Origin of the sequence: Paenibacillus xylanexedens (assembly GCF_001908275.1) — a bacterium.
Classification (GTDB): Bacteria; Bacillota; Bacilli; order Paenibacillales; family Paenibacillaceae; genus Paenibacillus; species Paenibacillus xylanexedens_A.
Genome location: NZ_CP018620.1, coordinates 1,671,152 through 1,695,467, shown reverse-complemented (window position 1 = coordinate 1,695,467; position 24,316 = coordinate 1,671,152). Strand labels below are relative to the sequence as shown.

15 protein-coding genes are annotated in these 24,316 nt (G+C 39.2%); 1 reads left to right on the top strand and 14 read right to left on the bottom strand.

What is annotated here, in order from left to right:
- Positions 1–3: 3 nt before the first annotated feature.
- The 7 genes from BS614_RS07595 to BS614_RS07565 form a co-directional block, all read right to left on the bottom strand.
- Positions 4–1,275 carry a DUF262 domain-containing protein gene (locus BS614_RS07595; RefSeq protein WP_074093513.1) on the bottom strand — a complete coding sequence of 424 codons (1,272 nt, stop codon included), beginning with the start codon at positions 1,273–1,275 and terminating at the stop codon, positions 4–6.
- 67 nt (positions 1,276–1,342) lie between these two features.
- A complete protein-coding gene (locus BS614_RS07590) occupies positions 1,343–3,256 on the bottom strand; it encodes an ImmA/IrrE family metallo-endopeptidase (protein ID WP_084174444.1) in 1,914 nt (637 codons plus the stop codon).
- A gap of 42 nt (positions 3,257–3,298) precedes the next feature.
- A complete protein-coding gene (locus BS614_RS07585; protein ID WP_074093512.1) occupies positions 3,299–6,208 on the bottom strand; it encodes a type I restriction endonuclease subunit R in 2,910 nt (969 codons plus the stop codon).
- A 110-nt stretch (positions 6,209–6,318) separates the two neighbouring features.
- Positions 6,319–7,452: a restriction endonuclease subunit S gene (locus tag BS614_RS07580; RefSeq protein WP_074093511.1), complete on the bottom strand. Its 1,134-nt coding sequence runs from the start codon at positions 7,450–7,452 to the stop codon at positions 6,319–6,321.
- Positions 7,445–8,944, bottom strand: a complete 1,500-nt coding sequence (locus BS614_RS07575; RefSeq protein WP_074093510.1) for a type I restriction-modification system subunit M — start codon at positions 8,942–8,944, stop codon at positions 7,445–7,447. Before BS614_RS07575 ends, BS614_RS07580 begins: the two co-directional genes overlap by 8 nt.
- On the bottom strand, positions 8,937–11,357 hold the full coding sequence (locus BS614_RS07570) for an N-6 DNA methylase (RefSeq protein ID WP_074093509.1): 2,421 nt from the start codon (positions 11,355–11,357) through the stop codon (positions 8,937–8,939). The genes BS614_RS07575 and BS614_RS07570 overlap by 8 nt, the downstream gene beginning before the upstream one ends.
- A gap of 107 nt (positions 11,358–11,464) precedes the next feature.
- Positions 11,465–13,087, bottom strand: coding sequence for a restriction endonuclease subunit S (locus BS614_RS07565; protein ID WP_074093508.1), 1,623 nt, complete (start codon positions 13,085–13,087; stop codon positions 11,465–11,467).
- A 556-nt stretch (positions 13,088–13,643) separates the two neighbouring features.
- Here BS614_RS07565 and BS614_RS07560 point away from each other — a divergent pair.
- Positions 13,644–13,856 carry a hypothetical protein gene (locus BS614_RS07560; protein WP_074093507.1) on the top strand — a complete coding sequence of 71 codons (213 nt, stop codon included), beginning with the start codon at positions 13,644–13,646 and terminating at the stop codon, positions 13,854–13,856.
- 592 nt (positions 13,857–14,448) lie between these two features.
- Here BS614_RS07560 and BS614_RS07550 read toward each other — a convergent pair.
- From BS614_RS07550 to rlmD, 7 genes are all read right to left on the bottom strand, one after another.
- Positions 14,449–14,925 (bottom strand): hypothetical protein, encoded by a 477-nt coding sequence (locus BS614_RS07550; RefSeq protein ID WP_074093505.1) that lies wholly within the window; start codon positions 14,923–14,925, stop codon positions 14,449–14,451.
- 266 nt (positions 14,926–15,191) lie between these two features.
- Entirely contained in the window at positions 15,192–16,136 is a 945-nt protein-coding gene (locus BS614_RS07545; RefSeq protein WP_244898283.1) for a ParB/RepB/Spo0J family partition protein, read from the bottom strand.
- Positions 16,084–16,911 (bottom strand): ParA family protein, encoded by an 828-nt coding sequence (locus BS614_RS07540; protein WP_074093504.1) that lies wholly within the window; start codon positions 16,909–16,911, stop codon positions 16,084–16,086. Before BS614_RS07540 ends, BS614_RS07545 begins: the two co-directional genes overlap by 53 nt.
- Before the next feature lie 162 nt (positions 16,912–17,073).
- Positions 17,074–18,495 (bottom strand): PIN-like domain-containing protein, encoded by a 1,422-nt coding sequence (locus tag BS614_RS07535; protein ID WP_074093503.1) that lies wholly within the window; start codon positions 18,493–18,495, stop codon positions 17,074–17,076.
- Between the two features lie 335 nt (positions 18,496–18,830).
- Positions 18,831–20,048, bottom strand: a complete 1,218-nt coding sequence (locus BS614_RS07530; RefSeq protein WP_074093502.1) for a hypothetical protein — start codon at positions 20,046–20,048, stop codon at positions 18,831–18,833.
- A gap of 48 nt (positions 20,049–20,096) precedes the next feature.
- The gene (locus BS614_RS07525) at positions 20,097–21,614 is read right to left on the bottom strand and encodes a hypothetical protein (RefSeq protein WP_074093501.1); all 1,518 of its coding nucleotides are present in this window, start codon (positions 21,612–21,614) and stop codon (positions 20,097–20,099) included.
- An 810-nt stretch (positions 21,615–22,424) separates the two neighbouring features.
- Complete coding sequence (gene rlmD / locus BS614_RS07515) at positions 22,425–24,200, bottom strand: 23S rRNA (uracil(1939)-C(5))-methyltransferase RlmD (protein ID WP_074093500.1); 1,776 nt, start codon at positions 24,198–24,200, stop codon at positions 22,425–22,427.
- Positions 24,201–24,316: the final 116 nt, after the last annotated feature.

Genomic DNA, 24,316 nt, shown 5'->3' with positions numbered 1-24,316 from the left:
TATTCAGCACCCACCCGACAATCCCATTATTTTCTGCACTACGTTTAAAAGTAAATTTTTATCATCGTTCCTGGGAGAATAACTTATCTCTTCCGAAGACAACACAGGAATCATTATTCTTAATACATCCGACTCCTTCATACACTTTTGCAACAAATAAAATAGTGGTATAGTTTCTTTGTCACCAACTTTTTCCCCAATGGCATAATTCCCCACTGTATCAAAGCCTAATTTCTGCATTTGCAAGCGAACCATAAAAGCCCAAGCGTACAGCCGTTTGATAACTCGGTCGTCAAAATTTCTGAATCTGTCACAGTAGTACAACACCACACAATAAAACAATTGTTTGGCATAAGAGAATCCAACACCTGTCCCGCTCAGGAATAGTTCAAGTTCGGCCTTTGAAACTGCCCCCTTCACATCCGAAAGCAGATTAAGGTAATGATCTACATATTCAAAAAAGTTCTTGCCTGATACAAAGGTCTGGTCAATTTGAAATATAGGCATCCCCTTAACCGTTCGCATAGCATAGTAGTATTGTAGATCAAAGCTGACTCCTTTGAATTCGTCAATGTCTGCAGATGTGAAACTATGACCTTTATTTTTTTCAATCCAATGTTTTATAGGAAACAGGTAATCTTGAAAGAGAATATGAATTTCCTTTGGATCTGTTCTCTCCCATTTGTCTACCGTGTGTTTCATTTCATGTGGATGGTCGCGCATTTCTCGCAAATGGAACGCTTTCAATAAATCATGGGGCTCCAAAGCCCTACCACGCGTGTTTTGTGAGTCAAATAACTGAAATGCTTCTGGGAGATTTTTCGTGGCCACAACTACAAACTCTAAAACACTCGATATCGCTTCAATAAAGCGCTTTTTTTCAATTAAGCTTTGCTCTGCGAAATATGTCCTAATTGCCAAGTAATTTCGTCTTATATTTTCTTCCGATATTTTGGAAGAGAGTTTAGTCTCTAACATTGGCACATTATATGATGCCTCCAGAGCTTTGCAAATAAGGGCTAGCGTAATAATTCTCTGTTGCCCATCAACGATATTTAACGTTCCGTTGGTTTCGTCGTTGTGGAAAATAATCGTTCCAACACGATATTTGAAATCGGGATATTTCTTAATCTGATCTATGGCAAATTCAAGGTCTTCCATAAGAGCGGATACATTTTTAATACTCCACTTATATGGACGCTGATAGTTAGGCAAATGAAGATTTTTTAGCTGAAGAACCTTATCAACTGGTACAATTTCTGGATGTTCAAACACTCTTCCCCCTCCTAATAGTGGCTGATCATAGCTGAACAGCCCTTGAATTGGTTATCGTCAACGATGGTTAATGTCTATTACTCGGAAGACGTTGAGATATACCTGCATCTTCCAGCCTCTTGTTCCATTGATGTAAGGTTTCATCTGAATGAGATGCTATTAACCATCTATATACCATGTGTTCATGCGTCATTTTCCATTGATGTCCAGCCTTCGAAATAAAATCCTCAGCATAAAACTGATGTAGATTCAATCCAATACATAATGCCAGAACCGCTGGTAATTCCTTTGTTAACGCTTCCTTATTCCTGTAATCACTTATTATTCTAGAACTTAATCCAGACCGTTCAGCTAAAACCTCATTGGTTATGCCTCTTCTTTTTATATGACATTCCAATGTTCTTGAAAAACTTCCTGGCAGATTCAATAGTTCATCGGAAATTTCTTTGGAGAAAACACTTATTTTTGCGGTCTCCTCTGCACGCTCTTGTGCATTTTGATTATCTATATAGTTGGGATTGTACGTTGCCTCAACAAAATTGACAGCACTAACATCCCTACAGAGAAAACACCTTCTATAAAAGGAATCATCATATAATTTGCTGATTCGATTTGTTCTATCAAAGATCAAACAACACTCATCAACATGCTCTATTGCATACTCAGTCAACTCTACTGAGCCATCTTCGTAACGTTGTACATATTGGGGATCGTTAATACAAAACATGGCATTTACATAAACAACTTTACCTAAGAACACCATATCAGAGAGAACTCGTGACATTTTTACTACATTAAAAGCATTTATCTCATCAATGACAAACGTTTGATTCCTTCCTAATTTGCCACTTTGGAAGGAATATGGCGAATAGTATCTGCCATCAACATATACAAAAGTCCCTGCTGCCTGCTCAAACCCAATGTCAATTGCTCGTAGTCTTGCTGCTAATTTGGATACGCCAAAAAAACAAGCAAGTTCCTCAATCGCAAGCTGCAGTTTCTCAGCATTTCGTAGATTTTTCTTTTTACCATGTAACCGTACCAATATCTCATTCAGTTTTTGTTTTGTAGTTTTTAATGGCATTAAGATTCTTGGTGTTAGAACGTTTGCTTGCCATTCCATCCAGTGTAAAGCTTTATCAATTCCTACCGTATCTCTTCCGTATTCCTCAACTACTTCACAATTTATTGAAACTACGTCATTATTCAGCAGCTTCTGTAATTCGAAAAAGTTTGCATGGAGATCGTGATGAACACATTCATGAACAATTGTATTATTCTGAGAACCAATATTTCTCATAAAAGATACATTAGGATTTACCAATATAGTTCCCACATCAACTTTTTGTGTTCGCGTGTGTTTCATGTCTTCCTCGAATACTTCCACCTGAGCCTCACCAAAGTACGACTGACCAAAGATGTTATCTGGCAAAGGTGCATAATGCATAGTTAGACACATATTGTCCAGCAGTTCAGCCATGTCTAATGGCATTGGATTCTCCAGTGCATCTGGATAATATTTTTGTAAGAATTTTTCAGCTTCATTATCCAGGTCTTCCGAATATAAATAAGGGACAAGGTACTTTGATAGTGCGCTTTCTCTGCTAAACCTCTCTTTACTGTAATTCCTAACATCAATTATCATAACTTTTCGAAGGCCTGATATTAGATGTCCGTAGAAGGATAAAATAAACCATTTAGAATGCTTATCGGCTACATAGTTTTGTTTTCCCATCCCTTTTAGAACAATTTCAGCATTGATAGTAACATTAAAAAAAATCTGACGGTGTTCTATACCATAGAATGTTATGCTTCTTACACGTATGTTCTCTATATCAATATATGATGGATCTAATACATAATACGAATTAAGATCAAACGATCTTCCTTTTTGAAGGATGGCTTTTTTTATTGCTTGATGCATTTCATGATAATAAATGTTTTCGAGGTAAGCTTCGAATGAATTATAGTTATTATGCACCTTGTCCCCCCTACCGGATTCTCATCACATCTGGTCTACGAATTAGTAATATTGCTCAATGTACTGATAGGCTTTATCAAAGACTTCTTTGTCCTTAATTTTATATTTGACCCAGACAACACTCCGAAGAGCTTTTTTCACTTCCTGCTTTCCTGCAGTTGTCCCCTGCCAACCATCGAATCTTACAATCTTAACGATATCATCTATATCACCAACAATTCGTTCGACGATAATTGGTGTCTTTGAATTCCTCAAACCATCAAAAAGGTCTGTTAGTGCCGCCTTGCCTTTATCCACTTCTTCCTCAGGCACTACTTCTTGTTCAGCTTCTGCAGCTTCCCGCGCAAGCTCTAACAGCAGTTTTAGAAACTCAATACTGGTTATTAGACCTTGTTCGTGTTTCTCGCGGAGATTCTCAAGTTTTTCTCCTAATTTAACAAATTTGATATCATTACTATATTTGCGAATTCTTGCGACTAAATCAATTTCAACTTTGATCGTTGTCTTTCTCAGATTTTTTTGTCTTTCAATAAATTCATCAATTAAATCTGCATCCATCGTAAGAATTTCCATATCATCATGTACTTCTCCGACTTGCAGATTCTCATGAACCAATTCCAAAGTTTTCGCCCCAAGAGAAGCCCAAATCAACCCGCCTCTTCCATCAGTAGGTTTTACGGATTCGAATACTCTTGAAAGCCATTGATAATCAAATTTCATCGAATTCAGAAACGGATCTGGTGATAGAGCATCCCACGCTCGATTAAGTACTTTATAATCTGCTCCAAATTCATCCTTGATTTTATTGTTTGGCAAACATTCTTGTGCAGCAATTAAACCTTCCCAACCATCTATTGTACGGTCTACTCCCATGAAATAACTCAAACACTTGCGCATTAATGCAGGAATTTGTTTTTTGACTTCTTCAATATTCGAGATGACCTTTTTCATGCTTGATTCGTCAAAATCTAAAGCAGTTGCGACATTATCAAAGATACCTATGTAGTCAACAATCAAACCATGAGTCTTACCTTCATCATAGGTTCTGTTAGTACGACAGATGGCCTGCAGCAAATTATGATCTTTCATTGGCTTATCCAGGTACATAGCCTGCAATATAGGTGCATCAAAACCAGTAAGAAGCTTTGACGTTACAATAACAAGCTTCAAAGGATCGTTAGGTTCTCTAAACCTGTCTAAAACCTTACCTTCTGCATCCCTATCACGTTTATACGCTTTATACTTATCATCTTTATCATTATTAGTGTCCATTACAATAGTAGTTGCTTCCGGACCTAGCAATTTATCAAGTTCTTCTTTATACATAAGACAGCACGCTCTGTCATAACAAACAACCTGACCCTTGTAACCATTCGGTTCAATTTTCGCCTGGTAATGCTTCGCTATATGCTCACATATCTTTCTGATACGTTTCCGGTCATACATAATAGCTTTCATGTTAACTCTCCGAGACAGCTCTGCTTTATCTTTATTAGATAAATTCTCTGTTAATGATTCGAATTCAGCATCGAGCTTTTCCCTATCGACATGTAGGTCAACTGGTACTGGTTCGAAATTCAATGGTAACGTCGCATTGTCACGAATTGAATCCGAGAAAGAATACTTGCTCATATATCCACTCTTATCCTCAACTGCACCAAATGTATTGAAAGTATTCTTATCAATACGGTTAATCGGTGTACCTGTAAGGCCAAAGAAAAACGCATTCGGAAGAGCAAGACGCATCTTACCACCCAGATCACCTTCCTGAGTTCTATGAGCTTCATCCACCATAAGTATGATATTGTCTCTAGGGTTAAGTTCCTTTTTAACATCACCAAATCTAAAGATTGTTGTTATAGCAATCTTTCTCTGGTCTCCTAAGAAGAAAGATTCTAAGTCATCTTTTGAGCCTAGACTTACAAGATTAGGAATATCCGATGAATTAAATGTTGCAGTTATCTGCGTCTCTAGATCAATTCGGTCATCAACTATAACTACTGTTGGATTGTTTAATTCAGGTATCATTCTAAGTTTCTGTGCTGCAAAAACCATTAGTAAGGATTTTCCAGAACCTTGAAAATGCCATATTAGTCCTTGTTTTGGGAATCCAGCCTTTACGCGTTCCACAATAAGATTCGCGCCTTCATATTGTTGATAACGGCATATCACTTTATATTTGCGATACTTTTTATCGGTTGCAAATAATGTAAAGAACTGAAAAATGTCCATGATCTTCTCTGGTAAAATCATATCTTCAATACTGATTTTCACATCAGCAAGACTTCCTTCACTTTTATGTTCTGGAGTATGCCATGGCCCCCACATTCCAACTGGCATACAAACTGAACCATATCTATAACTTTTGCCTTCTGTAGCGAAATTGAATATGTTAGTTACAAACATGCCTGGTATGCTTTTTTCATAGGCAGCTATATCTCTCGCAGCATCCAACCATGTTATAGAATTACGAACAGGCGTTTTCAACTCACCAATCGCCACAGGAAATCCATTAATCAATAGAACAATATCTAGCCTCTTACCATTCTCTTTTTGAGGATATACCCATTGATTAGTGACAACAAATTCGTTCAGAGCCAAGTCTTCCTTAGTCATTGTTCCAAAGAAACGAATGGGAATCATTCGCCCATCTTTGCCGAATGGATAGGAATTGTCTTCAAAAACCATTTTCTTGAATATTTCATTCTGTGTTACTAGATTGTGCGGCTGAACCGTCAAAATGAGAGTACGCAGTTTATAAATAACTTCATCTGCACGGGATGGTTCTTCAGCAATTTCAGGATTAAGACGAATGAGAGCCTCTTTAACCATTGTCTCAACCATTACGTCAGAATATTCACGTTGCAATTCTTCGGCGGGGATAAACTTCCAACCATTGTTATTGAGCGATGCAAGAACCATTTGCTCAATCGTGTTGTCTTCATTAAACATCAGTTGTACCTCCAATCTTAGTAAAAAATAAACGATTACATAAATAACGCTTTGCTTTCGTAGTAAACGCATCCTGTGAGTTGATCAAAAAAATGAAATAGCATCTTATGTCAGCCAAGATTCTCAGAAATGATTCTCTTGTAAGTAGAATTCAGTTCTTCAAGTGCTTTTTCCAATTCACATTTTGATTTGTCGGCTTGTCGGAAGAAGACTTCAAACTCATTCTGAAGTTCAATTGGCGGCAAAGATATTGGATATTGATCTAGGAACGTAATTGGAACTCTTCTTTGTCCACCTGTGCCCGTCATAACCTTTTCTGCGTCTTGCCTGAACTTACTAAACATTGTGATAATATACAACCAGTATGAATTGCTTTTCCCAATGATAGGTCTCAAGACATGAAACTCTGTAGAACCAAAACCAGTCCCATTTTTGAGTTCAACTGCTATACCTCCCTTACCATTTTCCATACAAGGTGTAATTTTCGCAAACAAAACATCATTTTCTGCAAAGTATGTAAAGCCTTTATAGACTTCTGAGTAAGGTCTCAGAATGGTTGAGTCAACAATACCTTTTTCACTAACTGAAGGCATTGCTACAAAGGAATACTCAGCTTCAGAATTTAAATCTTTAGGCCTTCGTGGATTAAGTTCACAGCAACTTCCTAATGTTGTTAATCCCCAACCCTTTATATCACTTCCGAGTTCTCCAAACTTCTCGATAAATTGAGCTTTCACCAACTCATCTGTCTTCTTCAACAATTTTTGATAAGTCTTTTTAGTTCTGTCAATGGACCATAAGATCTTTGCCAACTCACGTTGCTTTTCCATATCTGGCAGCTCAAATTCATAGTTTTTAAGATTCTCCCATTTGACACGTGGCGAAAGAGAACCAGCCGACTTTCCAACTGCAAAGTCGAACAATGCATCGTTCTGAATTATGAAAGGAAGCAATTCTGGAAGTATCCTTTCAGGTATTGACTCGATTACTGTAATATCTCCTGAACAAATGCCATCAAACGGGGCAAGCACAGCTTTCTTTAGATAAGCTCTACGACGACCAAATAAAATATCTCCTTCGCGAAACAATTTTGAAAAAGTATTTTCTTTTCCTTCGTCCCACGCTGTCAATGTAATTTCTTCTGGAGTCAGATGTTCAAGGCCTACAATCGGATATCCATCTTTACTGCTCTTGCAAGTTTCTCTGCGTTCTTTAGCAACATCACCTAAGAGTACCCTACTCATTGTCTTCGCCTCCCTTCCCAATCATTTTATTCAATTTCATGTATCGAAGTTTCATAATCTCTGAAGTGGTTCTCCAGCCTTCATAGTGTTCCTGTAAATTTCGATCATCGACTTCAACACTCTGTCCTGGGTGCTTTACATATAGTGGAATGCTTAGAGAAAAGTTGTTTTCTTCCAAATCCTGAATTGTTACAACACGAGCAAAATCGCTATCCGTAATATAATCGTCATAAGCTTTGGAAATTTTTTGGATGTGCTTTTCCTCCAAAAAACTCTGCGCATTTTTGCGTTCAACTTCTTTGACTGCATTGATGAAAAGAACTTTGCCGCGACGCTCAGGACGCTTATTCATTCGGCAGATGATGATACAAGCCTCCATTGGAGAGTTATAGAACAGATTAGGTCCTAACCCTATAATGCATTCAAGCATATCTTTACGGACGAGATCTTCTCGCATCGTGCTCTCTTCATTTCTAAATAGCACACCATGAGGGAACAGAATTGCACAGCGACCGGCTTCTTCATTAAGACTTTTGATTATATGCTGCAAAAAAGCATAATCAGCACGTCCTTGTGGTGGGACACCAAGGAAATTCCGACCGTATTTGTCACTAGCGAATGCTTCACGATCCCATTGACTGATAGAGTACGGTGGATTAGCAAGAATTAAATCGAATTTTCTCAATTGCCCTTTTTCAATAAAAGCAGGTGCTTTCAAAGTATCACCATTGACAATGTCAAAGTCTTTCACACCATGAAGAAAAAGATTCATCTTGCCAATGGCGGATGTAAGTGCGTTAATTTCTTGTCCAAAGACCGATACATTACGCCATTCTTTCTTCTGATCCTTCAAGTATGCAATTGCTGAAATCAACATCCCAGCACTGCCGCATGTAGGATCATATATGGATTCGCCGGATTTAGGTTTTAGCATTTCCGTCATCAAGTGTACCACCGTACGGTTCGTATAAAATTCCTGCGCGGTATGGCCGCTGTCATCAGCAAATTTTTTTATCAAATACTCATATCCCTGACCTAGCTCATCCTCCGGGCAGTTCTTAATAGAGAGTGTTTTAGTACCGAAATGTTCTATTAACTCTTTCAGTAACCGATCAGGGAGACGATTTTTATTCGTCCAGGCACCATCGCCAAAGATCCCTTGCAGTTTATTAGCATTTGCATTTTCTATTTTTCGAAAAGCATTTACAATTGCAACTCCAACATTCTCTGTTACTGATCGCACATCACGCCAATGAGAGCCCTCCGGCACGATGAAACGGTGATTCTCCTCCCACGTTAAAGCTTCTTCGTCTCCATCGTATTCTTCAAGAATTTGTTCGCATTCCTCATCATAAACATCGCTGATACGCTTGAAGAACAACAGCGGGAATATATACTGTTTATAAGCTCCGGCATCGATATTTGTCCTTAATAGAACAGCAGAATTCCAAAGATAGGACTGCAATTCTTCAATTGTGATACGCTTACTCATTGACATATCCCCCTACCAGGAGTAATTTCATCATTTTTTCTTCAGCTTCAATCATCTCGTCAAAAGCTTCATAATACTCCCTGCGAACATGTGAAGGCGACACAGTTTCTTGTTCTTTCTTTTCAATATAATTGTTAATTGCCAACGTGTAGTCCTTACCGCGAATATCATCTACATTGACGATCTTTACATGTTCAATTACATTCTCATAATCAATGAAATAATCAAACACTCTACGAATGTCATTCTCCGTCATGATGTTCTGTGCTCGCTGAGGAGTATAGATATTTGAAGCGTCAATCATGCATATACGTCCTTCATGCTTCTTCGGCTTTTTATTATTCAGAAGCAGGATACAGGCAGAGACACTCGTTGAGTAAAAAACGCCACCTGCTAACGTAATAATGCATTCCAACTTATCGGATTCAACAAGTTCTTTTCGAATCTCGCCTTCTTTACCGCCACGGAACAATACACCTTGAGAAAGTACAACAGCACATCGTCCCTTATCGCGATCCATGGATTTAACCATGTGCTGCAACCAAGCAAAGTCTCCATTAGAGTCCGTAGGGCATCCCCATAAATTGCGACCATATCTGTCAGAACTAAACTGTTCAGCACCCCAATTCTTCAAGGAAAATGGCGGATTCGCAATGACACAATCGAAGGTTTTTAGCTTACCGCCTTCCACATAATTTGGCATTCGCAACGTATCGCCTTGAGATACCTTGAAATCATGCGCCCCATGAAGGAACAGATTCATTCTGGCAATTGCAGAAGTTGCGAGGTTCTTCTCTTGACCATAGATACGACCATAAGTCAGTTTATCACCCTTCATATAATGGATAGCTTCAATAAGCATCCCACCGGTACCAGCTGCAGGATCGTATACGGACTCACCAACTCGTGGTGCCAAGAGTATAACCAGAAGTTTTACAATTGAGCGCGGGGTAAAAAATTCTCCTGCGTTCTTCTTTGATAAGTCCGCGAACTTTTTAATTAAGTATTCATAACTGTCTCCCATAACATCAGCAGAATAGTTACTATTTCCTACTTTTATTTTTGACATATGTTCTACAAGATCTTTTAATCGTTCATCTGATAACTTTGTTTTGTCTGTCCAATTTGCATCATCAAAGCTGCTAAAAACACCGTCAAGAGTATCGGGGTTGGCACGTTCAATTCCGTTCATGGCCTTGACTATTGCTACTCCAATATTTTCACTTACTTCACGAACATCCTGCCAATGGCAGCCATCGGGAATGATGAAACGATGGTTTTCAGGGAAACTAGCAAATTCTTCATCACCACCAGATTCTTCTAGCGCAGCTTGTGTTTCCTCATCATAAACGTCAGATAGTCGCTTGAAAAATAGAATTGGGGTTACATAGCTTTTAAACTCATCCTGATTAATTGGGCCGCGCAATATATTGCAGGCTTTAAAAAGGTGAGAATAGAGTGTTTGACTTGATGTTTCCTCAGTCTCTGAATTACTGTTTTTTAGTGCTTTATCAGCAGCATCCATTGCTGAATGGATCATTTCTTCTCTACCTCCCGTTTTTATTTTGGCTCCTACAGACTCTTCTATAATGCTGACGCTCCCTGAAGACTGTATCTTTTCCATCTTTGCGGGATATATGTTTTCAAACTTAAGCAGTATCTTCAGGAGCCGCTCATCAAGAAATGTCAGTGCGTGCTTTCTGATATGTGTCGACACCCCGTAGTAGGCTTCTGCCACACTCCCAGTAATTGCAGCCAATGTATCACTATCGCCACCAATAGAAACAGCGTTCCGGATTGCGTCTTCAAAATTGAATGACTCAAAAAATGCAACAAGTGCTTGCGGCACTGTTTCTTGGCATGTCTCATTAAACTGGTATGTTTCCCTAATCCCCTCAAGCGTGAAATTCATAGGGTAGTAGTGCTTATCAATGTAATCGCGTATTTCTAAGATATTTTTCCCGATACGAGCCAGAAAGACTGCAACAGCAATAGCCTCCGCACCTTTTATCCCCTCAGGATGATTATGTGTTACAGCTGTCACCTTGTGCGATAGTAATTTAGCTTCTTCAATGGTGTAAGCTACATAGCCACAAGCGCTAACTCTCATTGCTGCACCGTTACCAAAACTGTTGTATGGTTCAGGAGAATCACTATACATCCATTTTCGGAGCATTCCTCCATACCCTTTGCTTGGATAGGCTCTTCCAATAACTTGCATGGATTTAACAACTTGATCGCTCAAGTCACTAAAGTCACGTTTACAGATCATAAGTGCTTCACATATCGCTAATGACACTATCGAGTCATCAGTGAAAAAACACTTATATGTTAAAAAATCAAAATTTTTAGAGCGATGATTATCCCATTCAAATCTGGAACCGACAATATCGCCAATAATAGCCCCAATCATGCAATTTCCTCCCTGGTGCCGGGCAAATACTCTTAGTGAAGCCTCAGCGTACATACAAATTTTCAAAAATAAATCCCCGTTACAACAAAGTTTTTTATATCAACATTTTATTGTTTCACATTCATAATAGTTTTTTGAAGACGCCCCATAACTTCAGTCCATCTACCCTCAGCAAGTCGAATGCTTTCTACATATCTGGAACGTTCCATCTCATATTCTTCTGCAATCACCTTTTGTTCATCGACCCTGGGCAACGGAATTTCTAACGTTTTCAAGTCTTTATAGCTAATATTATTGACAACCGTTCCTTGCTGTTTTCCTGCTAAAACTTTGTTCCCCAATGGGCTATCCAAGAAAATTTTTAGATATGTCCCTAAAAGCAGTTTTTCATTCGGTCTTATTACAATAATGTTTGATGACGCGATGCAAGGATACTTCTGTTCTTGATAAATTGCTATTCTGATCGCTGTTCCACGCGCTGGTAGTAATAGATCCCCATCTCTAAGTAAGTAATTTGCAACTTTACGCTCTTCCTCCTCGATGTAATCAAGACCCGCATAATCAATGTCATAATCATTAAGATTCGATATATTTACAACCCCAAAACTACCATTGTCATCTTTTTTGTTGATCGTCTTTCCGCGAAAAACTTCAGCAACATTACCTAATTCTTCTTTTTTAATACTTGAGTTCTGATAATGCTGCCAATCTTCATCCACCATCGCAAAGATATGATCAACATTCCAGTAACCCATTTCCAATAACTCTTCCAGCATAACAAATGTATCATCTATAAGAACCAGTTCATTGATTCCATTTTTTTTAATGTTGCTTGAAGCAGCATCGTACCTCTTAATCATTACATCTTCTGTTCGCCCAGTTGTGATCGTAAACATATATGTCTTAATAGCAGTAGATGAAAATATCCCAGTTGGTAGCTCAGCTATTTCCTCCAATTTATACATGCCTTGTATAAACTCTCTTAAATCTTTAATCGATCCCGCAGCAAAAGTTATCCGGGCTGGAAGTACAATTACCAGTACTCCCGAGCTATTCAAGTGTAATAGTAAATTTTCTACAGCTATCATTTCATATTCCCTACAAATGAAATCTCCGTTATCTTCTCTTCGTTCTCTCGCTCCAAATATAGGTACAGCCAGAATTAAATCAAACTTCCTTGCTGAAAACTCATACTCATAAATACTTGTCTGCTCGACAATAACATTGACATACTCCTTAAACATTTCGTCGAGAAGAACTTTACTCACGCTATTCATGGTAGTTATGAAGAATTCACAATCAGAATGTCGAGTTACTAATTCAGTAAGGTAAGGTACAAATTTTTCAGCTTCAGGTATCAACACCATCTTAGTGTTTGGATTAAAATGTTTTTCAAATTCTGTAATCAGAACTTTTGGTATGTAAAACATCCCTTTAGGATCTGCAGATGCCATTACCATTTCCCAATCAATATCTTCATCATCCATAGCCATAAAAGCACCAAAAAACGTCTTAGAATCCGGGTATGGATTTTTCATTCCGTAACTATTTGATATTGAAAGCATTAGCTCATAAGCTTTCTGCTCAGTAGGCTTTCTTGAACTTAATAAAAATTCATCTTTTGTCTTTTTTAAAAGGAACAATGCAACTTGCAACTCTGACTGAGCAGTATATCCCCTCAACGCATTATAACGATTCCAAATATAGTTCACCTGCTTGTCGTTGCGCATCTTTATCCCTCCCTTGCAAAACAACTCACTGTTATTTTCATACATAAAACATAGCACCACACATAATTCGTGTCAACCAATATTTATTTTTGGTATGTTAATACCAAAAATAAAAGAATCATTATATCTTCTTATTTTATTGTTTCATACGCTACAATAAAATAATTTTGAGAAAACATGAAGTCCGACTTCGTGTTTCTTTTCAAGCATTATCAGAGAGCCCTTGCAAATAAACAGTATTTTGTTTATTTGTAAGGGCTCAATTTTGTTCAATAACATGAAGTCCGACCTCCTGTTAGGACGATTATGGCTGAATTACTATTAGTACATAAATTGAAACTTTCACAGAACGGCCACCTGCAGGGCAGTCCAGTTGTGTGAACTACAACTAAATATTTGCAATCGACTACCGCTTTGAAATCTTCGCTATCTCTAATTTCGTTACTCAAGCTGACAGGTTCTGTCCTTGGATAGTGAAAGAGCAAATCTCTGCCATTTATCTTCAGAAGGTTCAATATGAAGACCCAAATCACCTTAGGAAAGGAAGGATATGCAAATGAATATACTTTTCGATATCATTCATTGGTTATTAAATAACATAGATACACTTCATAAAGTTCATGATAATTTGGTGGACGAGTTGATAAGATACTTCGAATTATATGTAGTGTACCGTCAATTCCGCAAAACTCATCAAGAGCACAGTTCCCTTAACCAAGAACAAGTGGACTCTTCCGAGAATGACGTCAACAATAGTGACAAAGCTTAAGTAATAGCTACAATCTGTGAAGTCCGGATGAGAGAATTTGTTATTGTCAAAGAACAAGCGAGGGTGAGCTCCTCTACCATCGGTTTCATTTTTAGGTCAAATCGGACCCTTCTCTCAAATAATTTGAGAATAAAAAAGCGGCAGCACCAAACTCTTAATAGAGCTTTGATATGCTGCCGCTTTGCTTTTACATTCATTCCATACGTTAGAAATCCTCATAATTTAAAATAATCATCTGAACTGATTTGATCACTTAGAATAGTTAGTTCATCTAGTTGGATTACGTTTTCACTTTCACTATGAAAATATTCAACTTTTGTCTGTAAGGATTGAATTTCCTCAATCACTTTTTGGAGGTGAATAGAATTGCTTATTAAGTATGATCTCAATAGTGCAGCCAACATGTACACAGACATCATTTTTTCTTCCCCTAAATATAATTGATTTCTTTTATCAATTGCTAAATATGTAATTTTAGGAGGAATAGTAATTTCGCACTCAAATAGTTTCTCGATATTTTTATAATCTCTCAAAAATTCTTTATGTTTATTTATTTGCTGATTGTATATTTCATAAAGACTGTTCTGGATTTTTAAATGGTTATAATCAATTTCTGAGATGTAATGGTTGCTCTTCCATTGGAGTGAGGGGTCATCCCAAAGGCGCCTATAGCCACGACAAGCTGGTGATGGGCAGCCCGATATTCAGGGCGCAGTCGTTCAGGGCGAATAGCCAGCAATTCATTTTCAAGATGGGCTTCACTGGTAAGTGCATGACATTCATTCGCCGTTAACACAGGCATATCCAGCGGAAGCTCGGCCCGCTCCTGCTGCAAGGAAGCTACCTCATCCTGAATCCGCTCCGTAAAATCCTGCATAGCCTTTAAATAATCGGTTCCCTGTTCCGCACCATAATATTGCTCCATGCTGAGCGGATTTTGCCGCGTGCAATAACAAACCAAATAGGGCTTGTCCTGCTGCTCGTCTACAGCAAGAATCACTTCAACCTTGCCAATTTCAATGGCTTGAACGACCTCATATCCCTTTACCATCCGTTTCTCCTGCTCCATTAAGCATCCTCTTTTCCCTGCTTTTCTTGTTCCCCTGTCCGTTGCTTACGATCTGAGATGCAAGGACGCTGACTTCCCTCTTCATCCTCTTTCTTATGGCGACCAAAGCCAGGCTTTTCCTTCATTAAGCGTTCATAGGCACGTCGCTTCCCCCTTAGTAAAATCCATTTTCCTCTCACCTCCTCTCTCTGAAAAATGGCATTACAAAAACTCTCCATTTACAGGAGAGCCGGTTATTCTATTCGGTTTTATTGTATATTGGAGAATTAGCGCTCATGTTCTCGCTGCCGCTTTCGATACCAGCCCTCCAGTAGCTGCACAATGAGGTCTTCCTTCTGCTTTTCAGTGAACTCCCTTGGGAAGAAACGGTCAATTCTTTCACGCTGGATATGCAGCTTTTCCTTCTGATTTGGCTTCTCCTCCGTAAGAATAGAGAAAATAACATCCATATTCAGTCGCCCATCCTGGCTTAGCTTCTTCATACGCTGCCCCTGTGCCAATGATGGTGTACAATCCTCAGACTGCATTGTTTCGTAGAGATCCTTCTGCTCTTTTTCGGACAAGTAAGATAGCTCTACTGCTGGATTAAAGGCAATTTGCTTCTCATCCACCATTTCAAGAATGGTTGGGGTGAGCTCGGTTAGGCGGATGTAACGGGAAATTTGGTTTCGACTTTCTCCGACTTGTTCAGCAAGTATTTCTCTTGATTCTCGCCCATCCAACTTCCGCCCAACTTGGGCGGAAGTTAAATCCGTTCGCTGACCCTGCCTTTTCATCGCTTCCAGTTTCATTCTATAAGCAAAGGCCTTCTCACTCGCTGAAATGTTCTCTCTTTGCAAATTGCTATCGACCATTATGATTGTTGCCTGGTCGTCGTCCAGTTCTCTTACAATACACGGCATTGTTTCTACACCCGCAAGCTCACTGGCTTTTTTTCGCCGATGCCCCGCAACCATCTCATAGCTGCCGTCTGGCTTCTGACGTACCAATCCTGGAACAAGAACTCCATATTGCTTCACACTATCTGCCATTTCCAGCATAGCTTCATCTGCCTTGACCTTGAAGGGATGGCCGGGAAACTCACTGATTTCAGCAAGTGGAATGTCCATTACTTTTTCCCGTTGCGCATCAGCACGGCTTTCATCTGTCGAGAATAAATCATCGACCGTGCTCAGCTTGATGCTGGCGCGTCTGTCGTCTTTCGCTGCCAATACGCTGCACCTCCTTCGTAAAAGCCATATAAGCCTTCGCAGCCTGACCATTTGGATCATGCGCGTAGATGCTCTTTCCCTTGGCACTCGTTTCCGCCGCGCGGATGGACAAGGGAATTTCATCCTGAAAGACGCGCAGCTTGTCCCCATACTCATGCCGAAGCACATGAGCAATATCCTTGGCAAAGTTAGTGCGGCTGTCTACCATCGTAAGCAGCACGCCATCCACCGCCAGTTTCGGATTAATTTGACGGCGTACACGGGCAATGGTTTGCAAAAGCTGAGCCATTCCCTTTGCTGGCAAATAATGCGCCTGTACCGGAATAATGACACTATCTGCTGCTGCCAAGGCATTAATTGTCAGCATCCCCAGGCTTGGCATGCAATCAATAAGAACATAATCATAATTTGACTTTACCTGATCTATATATGAGCGCAGAATCGTTTCACGGCTCATCGTGTTTACAAGAGAAACCTCAACCGCTGATAACTCAATATTGCCTGGCATGAGTGCGACACCTTCCTGATGCTGCAAAATTCCTTCTTGTGAATCGAAGGACTCCTCCATCATCGTTTTGATAAGCAAAGTAGCTAACGAAACAGGAATGCTGTCTGGTTCCCGGTAGCCCAAGGAATCTGTCAAATTCCCTTGCGCATCCGCATCCACTAGAAGTACCCTTTTGCCTTCCTTAATTAAGCCAATTCCTAAATTTACAGCCGTTGTTGTTTTGCCCACACCGCCCTTTTGATTAGCCAGGGCGATTACCTTTGTCATCTCATTTCCTCCCTTCAACGTAAAAAAGCCGACTGCGCTGAATTTCAGGGCAATCGGCTTTTAAAGGATATCTATATGAAAAGAGAGCATCCGGCGAAGGATGCTCTCTTGAGTATCTTTAATAAAATCATTGAACAAGTCAATTACGCTTTCCAGTTCATATTAATCATCCGAATCATCGTAATCTTCCAGTTCGTAATAGTCATCTGGTTCGGTATTTTCCTCCGGCTCGTCAAATTCTTCTGGTTCATAATAATTATCTGGTTCATCATATTCGTCTTGCTCATAATAATCATCTGGTTCATCATGATCATCTTCATCATCAGGATATAGTGAAGTAACACTTAAAAGCGAAATAGATTCGATCTCAATCTCCTCTAGTTGGGAATCAATAGAAATTGCTCCAGTTTGCTTTGACTTCCATTCAAGCGGAATGGCTCCACTAATGATGCCTGCAAAGTGACAAGAAGGGCTTCCCAACTCCATAGTTTCACCACCAGCATGAGCAGATGCATCTAAAGATAAATAAAAGTTTATATGAAGCTTTACAATGACCTCGTCTCCATCAATTATATAATCAATACTATCTAAACTGTAATCCTCATTCTCACCAAATTGGAGATAGTCCAAACAACTATCAACAGCACTCTCTATTTCCAGTTGTATATCACTATTCTCCTCAATATATTCGGTTACTTTATCCATTAAATCTTCAGGATACCATTCTCCATACTTCTCCTCTACCAAACTATAAATAATAGTTTCATCAACTAAACTGGTAATGTCGTCACTAATATACTTTTGAGCTATTTTCAGCAAATCGACCAAAGTAATAACATTTACTTGTGATTTTTTTGAAATCTCCTTACTAAACCACTCAATAACAGATGGGTTTAATTCACGTTGGTTTGTCCTTTGATTAAATGGAAACCAGTCAGGTTTTACATCAGCAGTTATAAAGGTGATGACACACTCGTTTTCATTAGCGATTTCAACCAGTTGATTCAATATAATATAATCGCCCATCTTGTTTTCGCCTTTTGCTTTATCTTTATATCCAGGTAGTCCTTTATCCTTATCATGATTGTATTTTTCTTCTATATCCTCTTGTAAAAGCTTTGTGAGGTACTCACTGGAAAAGAACTCTTTAAACAAAAGGGACAATTTATTTTCTTCAATAAGTAAATTGTTCTGATGATCGGTTATATTAATGTACTTTATAATTTCTTCATTCTTTATAGTTCCTTCCAAATAACCTTGCAATAAGGCAAGAAAAGCTTCTGAATATTTATATCCATCACTTTGCTTTTTTAGTGTTCTTAGAGCCTTCTCTTTATTAGAATGATTTACGAAAAAATTTGTTGCTTCCAAATACTTATCCTTCTTTAATTCAATTCGTTCTTCAAAAACTCGTGTGGTTTCTTTTTTCACTTGCTCTAAGAGAACTATACTTTGTGTCTTACAATCAAAAATATCTTTAAGTTCTAAGGACTTATTAAAATACCATTCGTATAATCTTAAAATACTAGAACTATCAAAAACTAAAACTGATTCGTTCCATATCTCACTTTCATTATAATTCATGCTTTCATCTCCTATGTAGGATAGCGTTTTTGATCATATCAAGAATCCGAACAATGTCCAATTTAATGGATTTATTTCCAAAAAAAGAAGCGTATGAATATATAATACGCTCCTTGCTTTAAATAATCTATAGAATCATCAAGATAGAAATACTTATTCCTATTACGACCTCCGCATGGCTTGTGTAGCAGTTGCAGACAAATTGATGTAGTGGTGTTTACCTTTTATAAAGTTCTTCAAACAAATAACTAGGGAAAACAGCTAATATATTTGAGAGCCTTGTCATTAAGCCAATCTACAAGGTTTCATAGTTCTACAATTCGAAAACATTCGTATTAACTTGGAATGTGCACAACTATGTGATAAAGTTTTGTAGCCACGTTGTTACGCATTAATTCGGCTACTGCGAACCTTAATTCGGGATGTTGATTGTATTTCGGTATTTCAAATTTCACTAATTCGAACGGATAACTATATGTTTGAACAAAACTTACATATCTATTCCAAAACGATAGAAAATCTGTCACTTTAACATATGAAACAATAAAATTGCATATATAGCCTAATGTATCATACCGATATATCTTGTCGATGTGTAAAGATATGTTTGACTTTTTAACACTTGATAAATTTAAGGCTTCTATTATTGAAAAAGGACGGTTGTCTTTTCTGACTAAGATGTCAACTTCTCCTGCTTCCTTACCTGCACTTGATGTCCCTAATCTAGTTTGGTCTCTGTTGCCCGAATATCCCATAGCATCAAGTAAATCACGAATATAGTCATTGCGATGGTTCTCAGGTGAATCTTTATGTGAGAAGCTCGCCTGTAATTTTTCACAACAGAAAATTAAATCTTGTAAAAGAGTGTCCTCGCACACTTCCTTCTTAATGATTTTTATGGGCTCACTCAGATTTCCTTTCAATTCTTCAAATCGTTCTCGTAAATCTTTAGGCATGAGGTCCTGATATTCATTCAAGTCTACATCGGGAAATAGGATTGTAAACCGTTCTGGACTTCTTATATATATTATTAGCAATCTTTCTAAGCTATCGGGTAAAAAGTCATGATCCGCAAAAAGAATATAATAATACTCTTCAAAATCAGTAATTGCATTTATAACACAATTTCCACCATCTTCTGAAGTATACGTCTTTTTAATTTCTGCAGCCAAATTATCATCTATTTTATTTGCAAGGAGGTCTTCAGAATCGTCAGTACAGTCATCCCACCACTGAAGTATAACATAAAGCAGAAATTCATATTTTGGTTTTACATACTCTCTTATTACATCAGAACGGATAATATCGTATAGATCATAAACCATCTTACTCCATACATCATTATCTATTCTCAAATTGTTATAAGGTAAAAAATCCTCCGGTGTAAAATCATTGTTATCTTCCAGCAAATCTAAGAGTACTCTGATTATGCATTCTACGTTTTTATTAACGTGTTTAGTTGCCTTTATTTCAATATCTGTTAATGATGAATAGTCAAATAAATCCAATGATAACAAATAATCACCCGCCCCAACTTTTGAATTAATTATCATGATGAATTTCACAAAAATATATGGTTTAATCACTGTTTAACTGAGTTATTATAAAATATCTGCAACATATCCATCTTTCGTCTTTGAAAACACAACTTTAGATGGGAACACTTTCTCGCCCATATTTGCTAAGCCAACAATAGTCATCGCCCATTCAGACAGTTCTCTTGGAATTCGATAGCATTTTACTTCATTCTCTTCTACAATCGTAACTACTGGGATCATCTCTTTACTTAAGCCTACTGATAATACATCGAAAGTTTGATGTCCGTTTTTTATTACAAGCAAAGGTTGCCTATCAATGTCAAAATAAACCTTTGCACCTCGACGATTTATTACAAAATCATTAGATAAGTCATTATCTGTAACAGCATCAATCGGCAACGCCGGTATTTGTCTGTCGTTTCTCATCTGTTCAAAATAATCAGCAAGATGCTCACAACAATAAGCATTGAAATATTCACCTTGTATATCAATATCTTTTTTTATATCTTCTACCGATTTAAAGCGATTCATGAAACTTAAGAGAGCAATGAACTCAATTAAATCATCGGAGTATACTCCAGCAAAAGCCTTATACCATGCGTTGTTTAATTCAATTGCTACTTGGTGAAATTTCTTGTAAAGGGCAAGTTGTCGCTCATTGAGGATGAACCATCTCTTATCGAGAATCTTCTTGTTTATCATTTCTTGAGGCGAAGCATATTCCATTGCGTTATTTAGTGCTTTAAGCAACTTTGAAATGATGCCCGCCAACATATCAGCCATACGAATTCCGCAGGAAGTCAATGAGTCTGCCTCGGAAACTGAGCACAAGCCCACTCGTTCAGCAGCTTTTACAGTGTTACTATTTTCGCCTTCCTTATCTATAGTAATTGAATAATCACAAATTCCTTTTTCATCCAAAAATCTGCTAAATCCCACAAAAGCAATCTCATAATTCCAGTCAATTGTTTTAATTCTGGATACGTCGCCCAAGAGCAAGAGAATTTGGCTGAATTGCTCGATTTCCTTTTGCTTCAAAGTTTCGTTTGCCTTATCTTTTTCGATTTGGGCTATAAAGAAGTCTTTCAATAAGCCAATAAGTTCACCTGTATCATTATACATCCCCGCCATAATTTTGCTTGGCTGATATAAGACGATTGCCTTCGTGATGGAATATTTCATTGCATCCATATCCACAAAAAGGCTGTTATCATAGTCCTCAAATAGCTGATGAATTATGTATTCGATTTTGCTTGTGACAGCATAGTAGACAAAGATTCTTTCATCGAACAGCGTTACGAAGTCCTCTAACAAGGAGAGGTTATCAGCGTTTAAGGAGGCAAAGCCACTTTTTAGTTGGCTTTGCTTAATAGTAGTGCTTTTTAGTTCGCCGTTTGACTGCCTGTGCTGATACTTAGACTCAAATGTTGCGTATCTTTCATATAAGCCAGCCTGTTTGTTCGAGTGCCAGCCAACGACAACCGCAATAAAGCTGTCGAAGTAATTCTCCGCAGTAATGGTTTTGTGGTTGATTTTCCGGCTATGCTCAGATTCATCATAGTAAAAACTGTATTTGCTCATCGGCTACCTCATTTCGCACTGTGGTAAATCCTCATTACTTGGTTTACTTTGACGGCATATGTCATTACCCCAGATAATTTATTAAGCACACATATTATCAACAAAATTCTCAAGAACTCTTCACCATAAAAGTTTTTTGATGCTCCTTTTATCGTAAGTTTTCAAGTATAGTGGGCGCTAGCCCCCGAAATAACTGGGCTATGCTGATTTCCTCACCTTCGTTCAGATGAGTGTAGCGCACTTATTTTTTTGTAAGTAGAACTAGCTGTAGTTATGCCCCTGCCTGTAAAATTCCCTTTTCTCTATCTCTTCAAGCTCTTCCTGCAATTGTATGGCTAAGCAATACCCCTTATCTGTAAGCACATGGTATTAAACCTTCGAGATAAACATCCTTTTTTTACATAATACGACAATGACTTTAGAATTAAAACATCTAATTAATTAATGGCTCAAAACCATAACTAGTGGTTGACTACGAATCTGATATTTGACCGTTCCGGGTAAGTCCATCACTACAGTGCAGTAATTTAGAACACCGATCTACTTTCACTATCAACCACTAATTTTTAGATTGAGCCTAATTAATCTTGATATCAAAAAGAACGCCCTAAGGACGCTCTCTTAAAATTATAATCTATATTATTTCAGGCTAATTTCGACTATCCCCCGACATGTCTACACACTCGACGTCAAAACCAAGGTCCAGCACGACCGAAACCTCAATTGTTTCCTTTAGAACCTTATTTTTGAAATCGGGACCATCCTTCGTAAAAGTCGTAAACGGCGCAAAGTGTTGAAAACAAAGGATTTCTAGGTATCTTTGCGTTGCATTCCTATTACGACCTCCACATGCACAGTGTGTGGGAACATATCCACCGGCGTTACCTCAACCGTGCGATACCCGCCATCCTCCAGCACACGTAGATCACGTGCCAGCGTACTCGGATTACAACTCACATACACCACGCGCTCCGGCTTCATCTCAAGGATTGTATCCAGCAAACGTGGATCGCAGCCCTTACGCGGCGGATCGACAACGATCACGTCAGCTTCAATGCCTTGTTCTTTCCAGCGTGGAATAACGTCCTCGGATGCGCCAACTTCAAACTTCACGTTACGCATCTCGTTCAAGAGCGCATTGCTGCGAGCATCCTCAATCGCTTCAGGTACAATCTCTACCCCGTACACCTGATCTGCATGTTGCGCCAGGAAAAGAGAGATCGTTCCGATGCCGCAATAGGCATCAATTACGGTTTCTTTGCCGGTCAGTCCGGCGTACTCTACAGTTTTCCCGTACAGCACTTCCGTCTGCACCGGATTCACTTGGTAGAACGAACGCGGAGAGATCGCAAACTGCACATCGCCAATAAAGTCATAGATTACATCACGTCCCCAGAGAACGCGGGTCTCATCGCCAAAGATAACGTTGGTCTGTTTTTTGTTCACGTTCTGGCAGATGCTCGCCACATGCGGAATGGCTTCACGGATACTGCCAATCCATTCGTCTTTGTACGGAATGTCTCGACCATTCGTAACCAGAACAAGCATCATCTCGCCTGTACGGAACGCCTTCTTCACAACCACATGGCGCAGCAGGCCGCGACCTGTCTCTTCGTTATAGGCACTGATTCCAAAATGACTGCCGATCTCTTTCACCTTCGCAACCACTTCGTCATTGTGCTCATGCTGAATAAGACAGCTCTCCATATCGATGATCCGATGGCTTCCTTTAGCGTAAAATCCACCTACCAAGCCACCCTCGGCTGCACCGATAGGTACCTGTGCCTTATTCCGATAGCGCCATGGCTCGTCCATGCCCATTGTTGGCAGTACACGAATGCCCTGCTCCGTATCTTCTTCGTTCATGACACCTTCGAGCCGAAGGCGAATACGATTGCTGCCAATCATTTGCACTTCAGAAGTAGCCTGTCCAGTTGTTTGATTCGCATCACCAACTGAAGCGTCATCCTGCACCCGTTGTTCGGCGCCCTCTTTATCATCCTGCTTGTTGGATGCCAACGTCTCCGCATCCTCCACCATCACATTCAACTTGCCAATCCGCTGCAAATTATCGACCACCAACTGGCGTTTCCACGCAAGCTGTCCAGCATAGCTCATATGCTGGATCTGACAGCCGCCGCACTGATCGTAGATTGGGCATGGCGCAGACACACGATCCGGGCTTGCCTTCACGATCTCCAGCATTTTGGCATAGCCATACTGCTTCTTGGTCTTCAATACGCGCACACGTACGGTTTCACCTGGAAGCGCACCCTGCACAAAGAGCGTGTATCCATTCGCACGACCTACACCCTCACCGTCATGGTTCATGCCAATGATGTCGATGACGGTCTCTTCATTTTTGCTAACGGGCAGACCTTCGATTGGTGCAGATTCACGCGCTCTCCCCTTAGGACGAACGGCAGAAAGAGATGCGCCTTGTGGCCGCACCTCTTTTCCTTGCTGACGTGGTGATGGACGAGATGATTGACTTGGCTGACGGGACGCTGAAGCGTTCCCTTGCCCCTGAGAGGCAGCCGAATTCCGGCGGTTTTTTCCACGACCGCTGCGGTTCGTATTAGACAACGTACATTCACTTCTTTCTTCTTATATGGTATCACATCAAAAATAACGTTCCGAATTTCTAATGAACTTCAGAAACGTTATAACATCCTCGGATGGTGTTTTACGACCTTATTAGA

Coding starts and splice junctions, on each gene's coding strand:
- BS614_RS07585 (WP_074093512.1), bottom strand. CDS start 6,208: ATGTTTAATGAAGACAACACGATTGAGCAAATGGTTCTTGCATCGCTC.
- BS614_RS07580 (WP_074093511.1), bottom strand. CDS start 7,452: ATGAGTAGGGTACTCTTAGGTGATGTTGCTAAAGAACGCAGAGAAACT.
- BS614_RS07575 (WP_074093510.1), bottom strand. CDS start 8,944: ATGAGTAAGCGTATCACAATTGAAGAATTGCAGTCCTATCTTTGGAAT.
- BS614_RS07570 (WP_074093509.1), bottom strand. CDS start 11,357: ATGATTGGGGCTATTATTGGCGATATTGTCGGTTCCAGATTTGAATGG.
- BS614_RS07565 (WP_074093508.1), bottom strand. CDS start 13,087: ATGCGCAACGACAAGCAGGTGAACTATATTTGGAATCGTTATAATGCG.
- BS614_RS07560 (WP_074093507.1), top strand. CDS start 13,644: ATGAATATACTTTTCGATATCATTCATTGGTTATTAAATAACATAGAT.
- BS614_RS07550 (WP_074093505.1), bottom strand. CDS start 14,925: ATGGAGCAGGAGAAACGGATGGTAAAGGGATATGAGGTCGTTCAAGCC.
- BS614_RS07540 (WP_074093504.1), bottom strand. CDS start 16,911: ATGACAAAGGTAATCGCCCTGGCTAATCAAAAGGGCGGTGTGGGCAAA.
- BS614_RS07535 (WP_074093503.1), bottom strand. CDS start 18,495: ATGAATTATAATGAAAGTGAGATATGGAACGAATCAGTTTTAGTTTTT.
- BS614_RS07530 (WP_074093502.1), bottom strand. CDS start 20,048: ATGATAATTAATTCAAAAGTTGGGGCGGGTGATTATTTGTTATCATTG.
- BS614_RS07525 (WP_074093501.1), bottom strand. CDS start 21,614: ATGAGCAAATACAGTTTTTACTATGATGAATCTGAGCATAGCCGGAAA.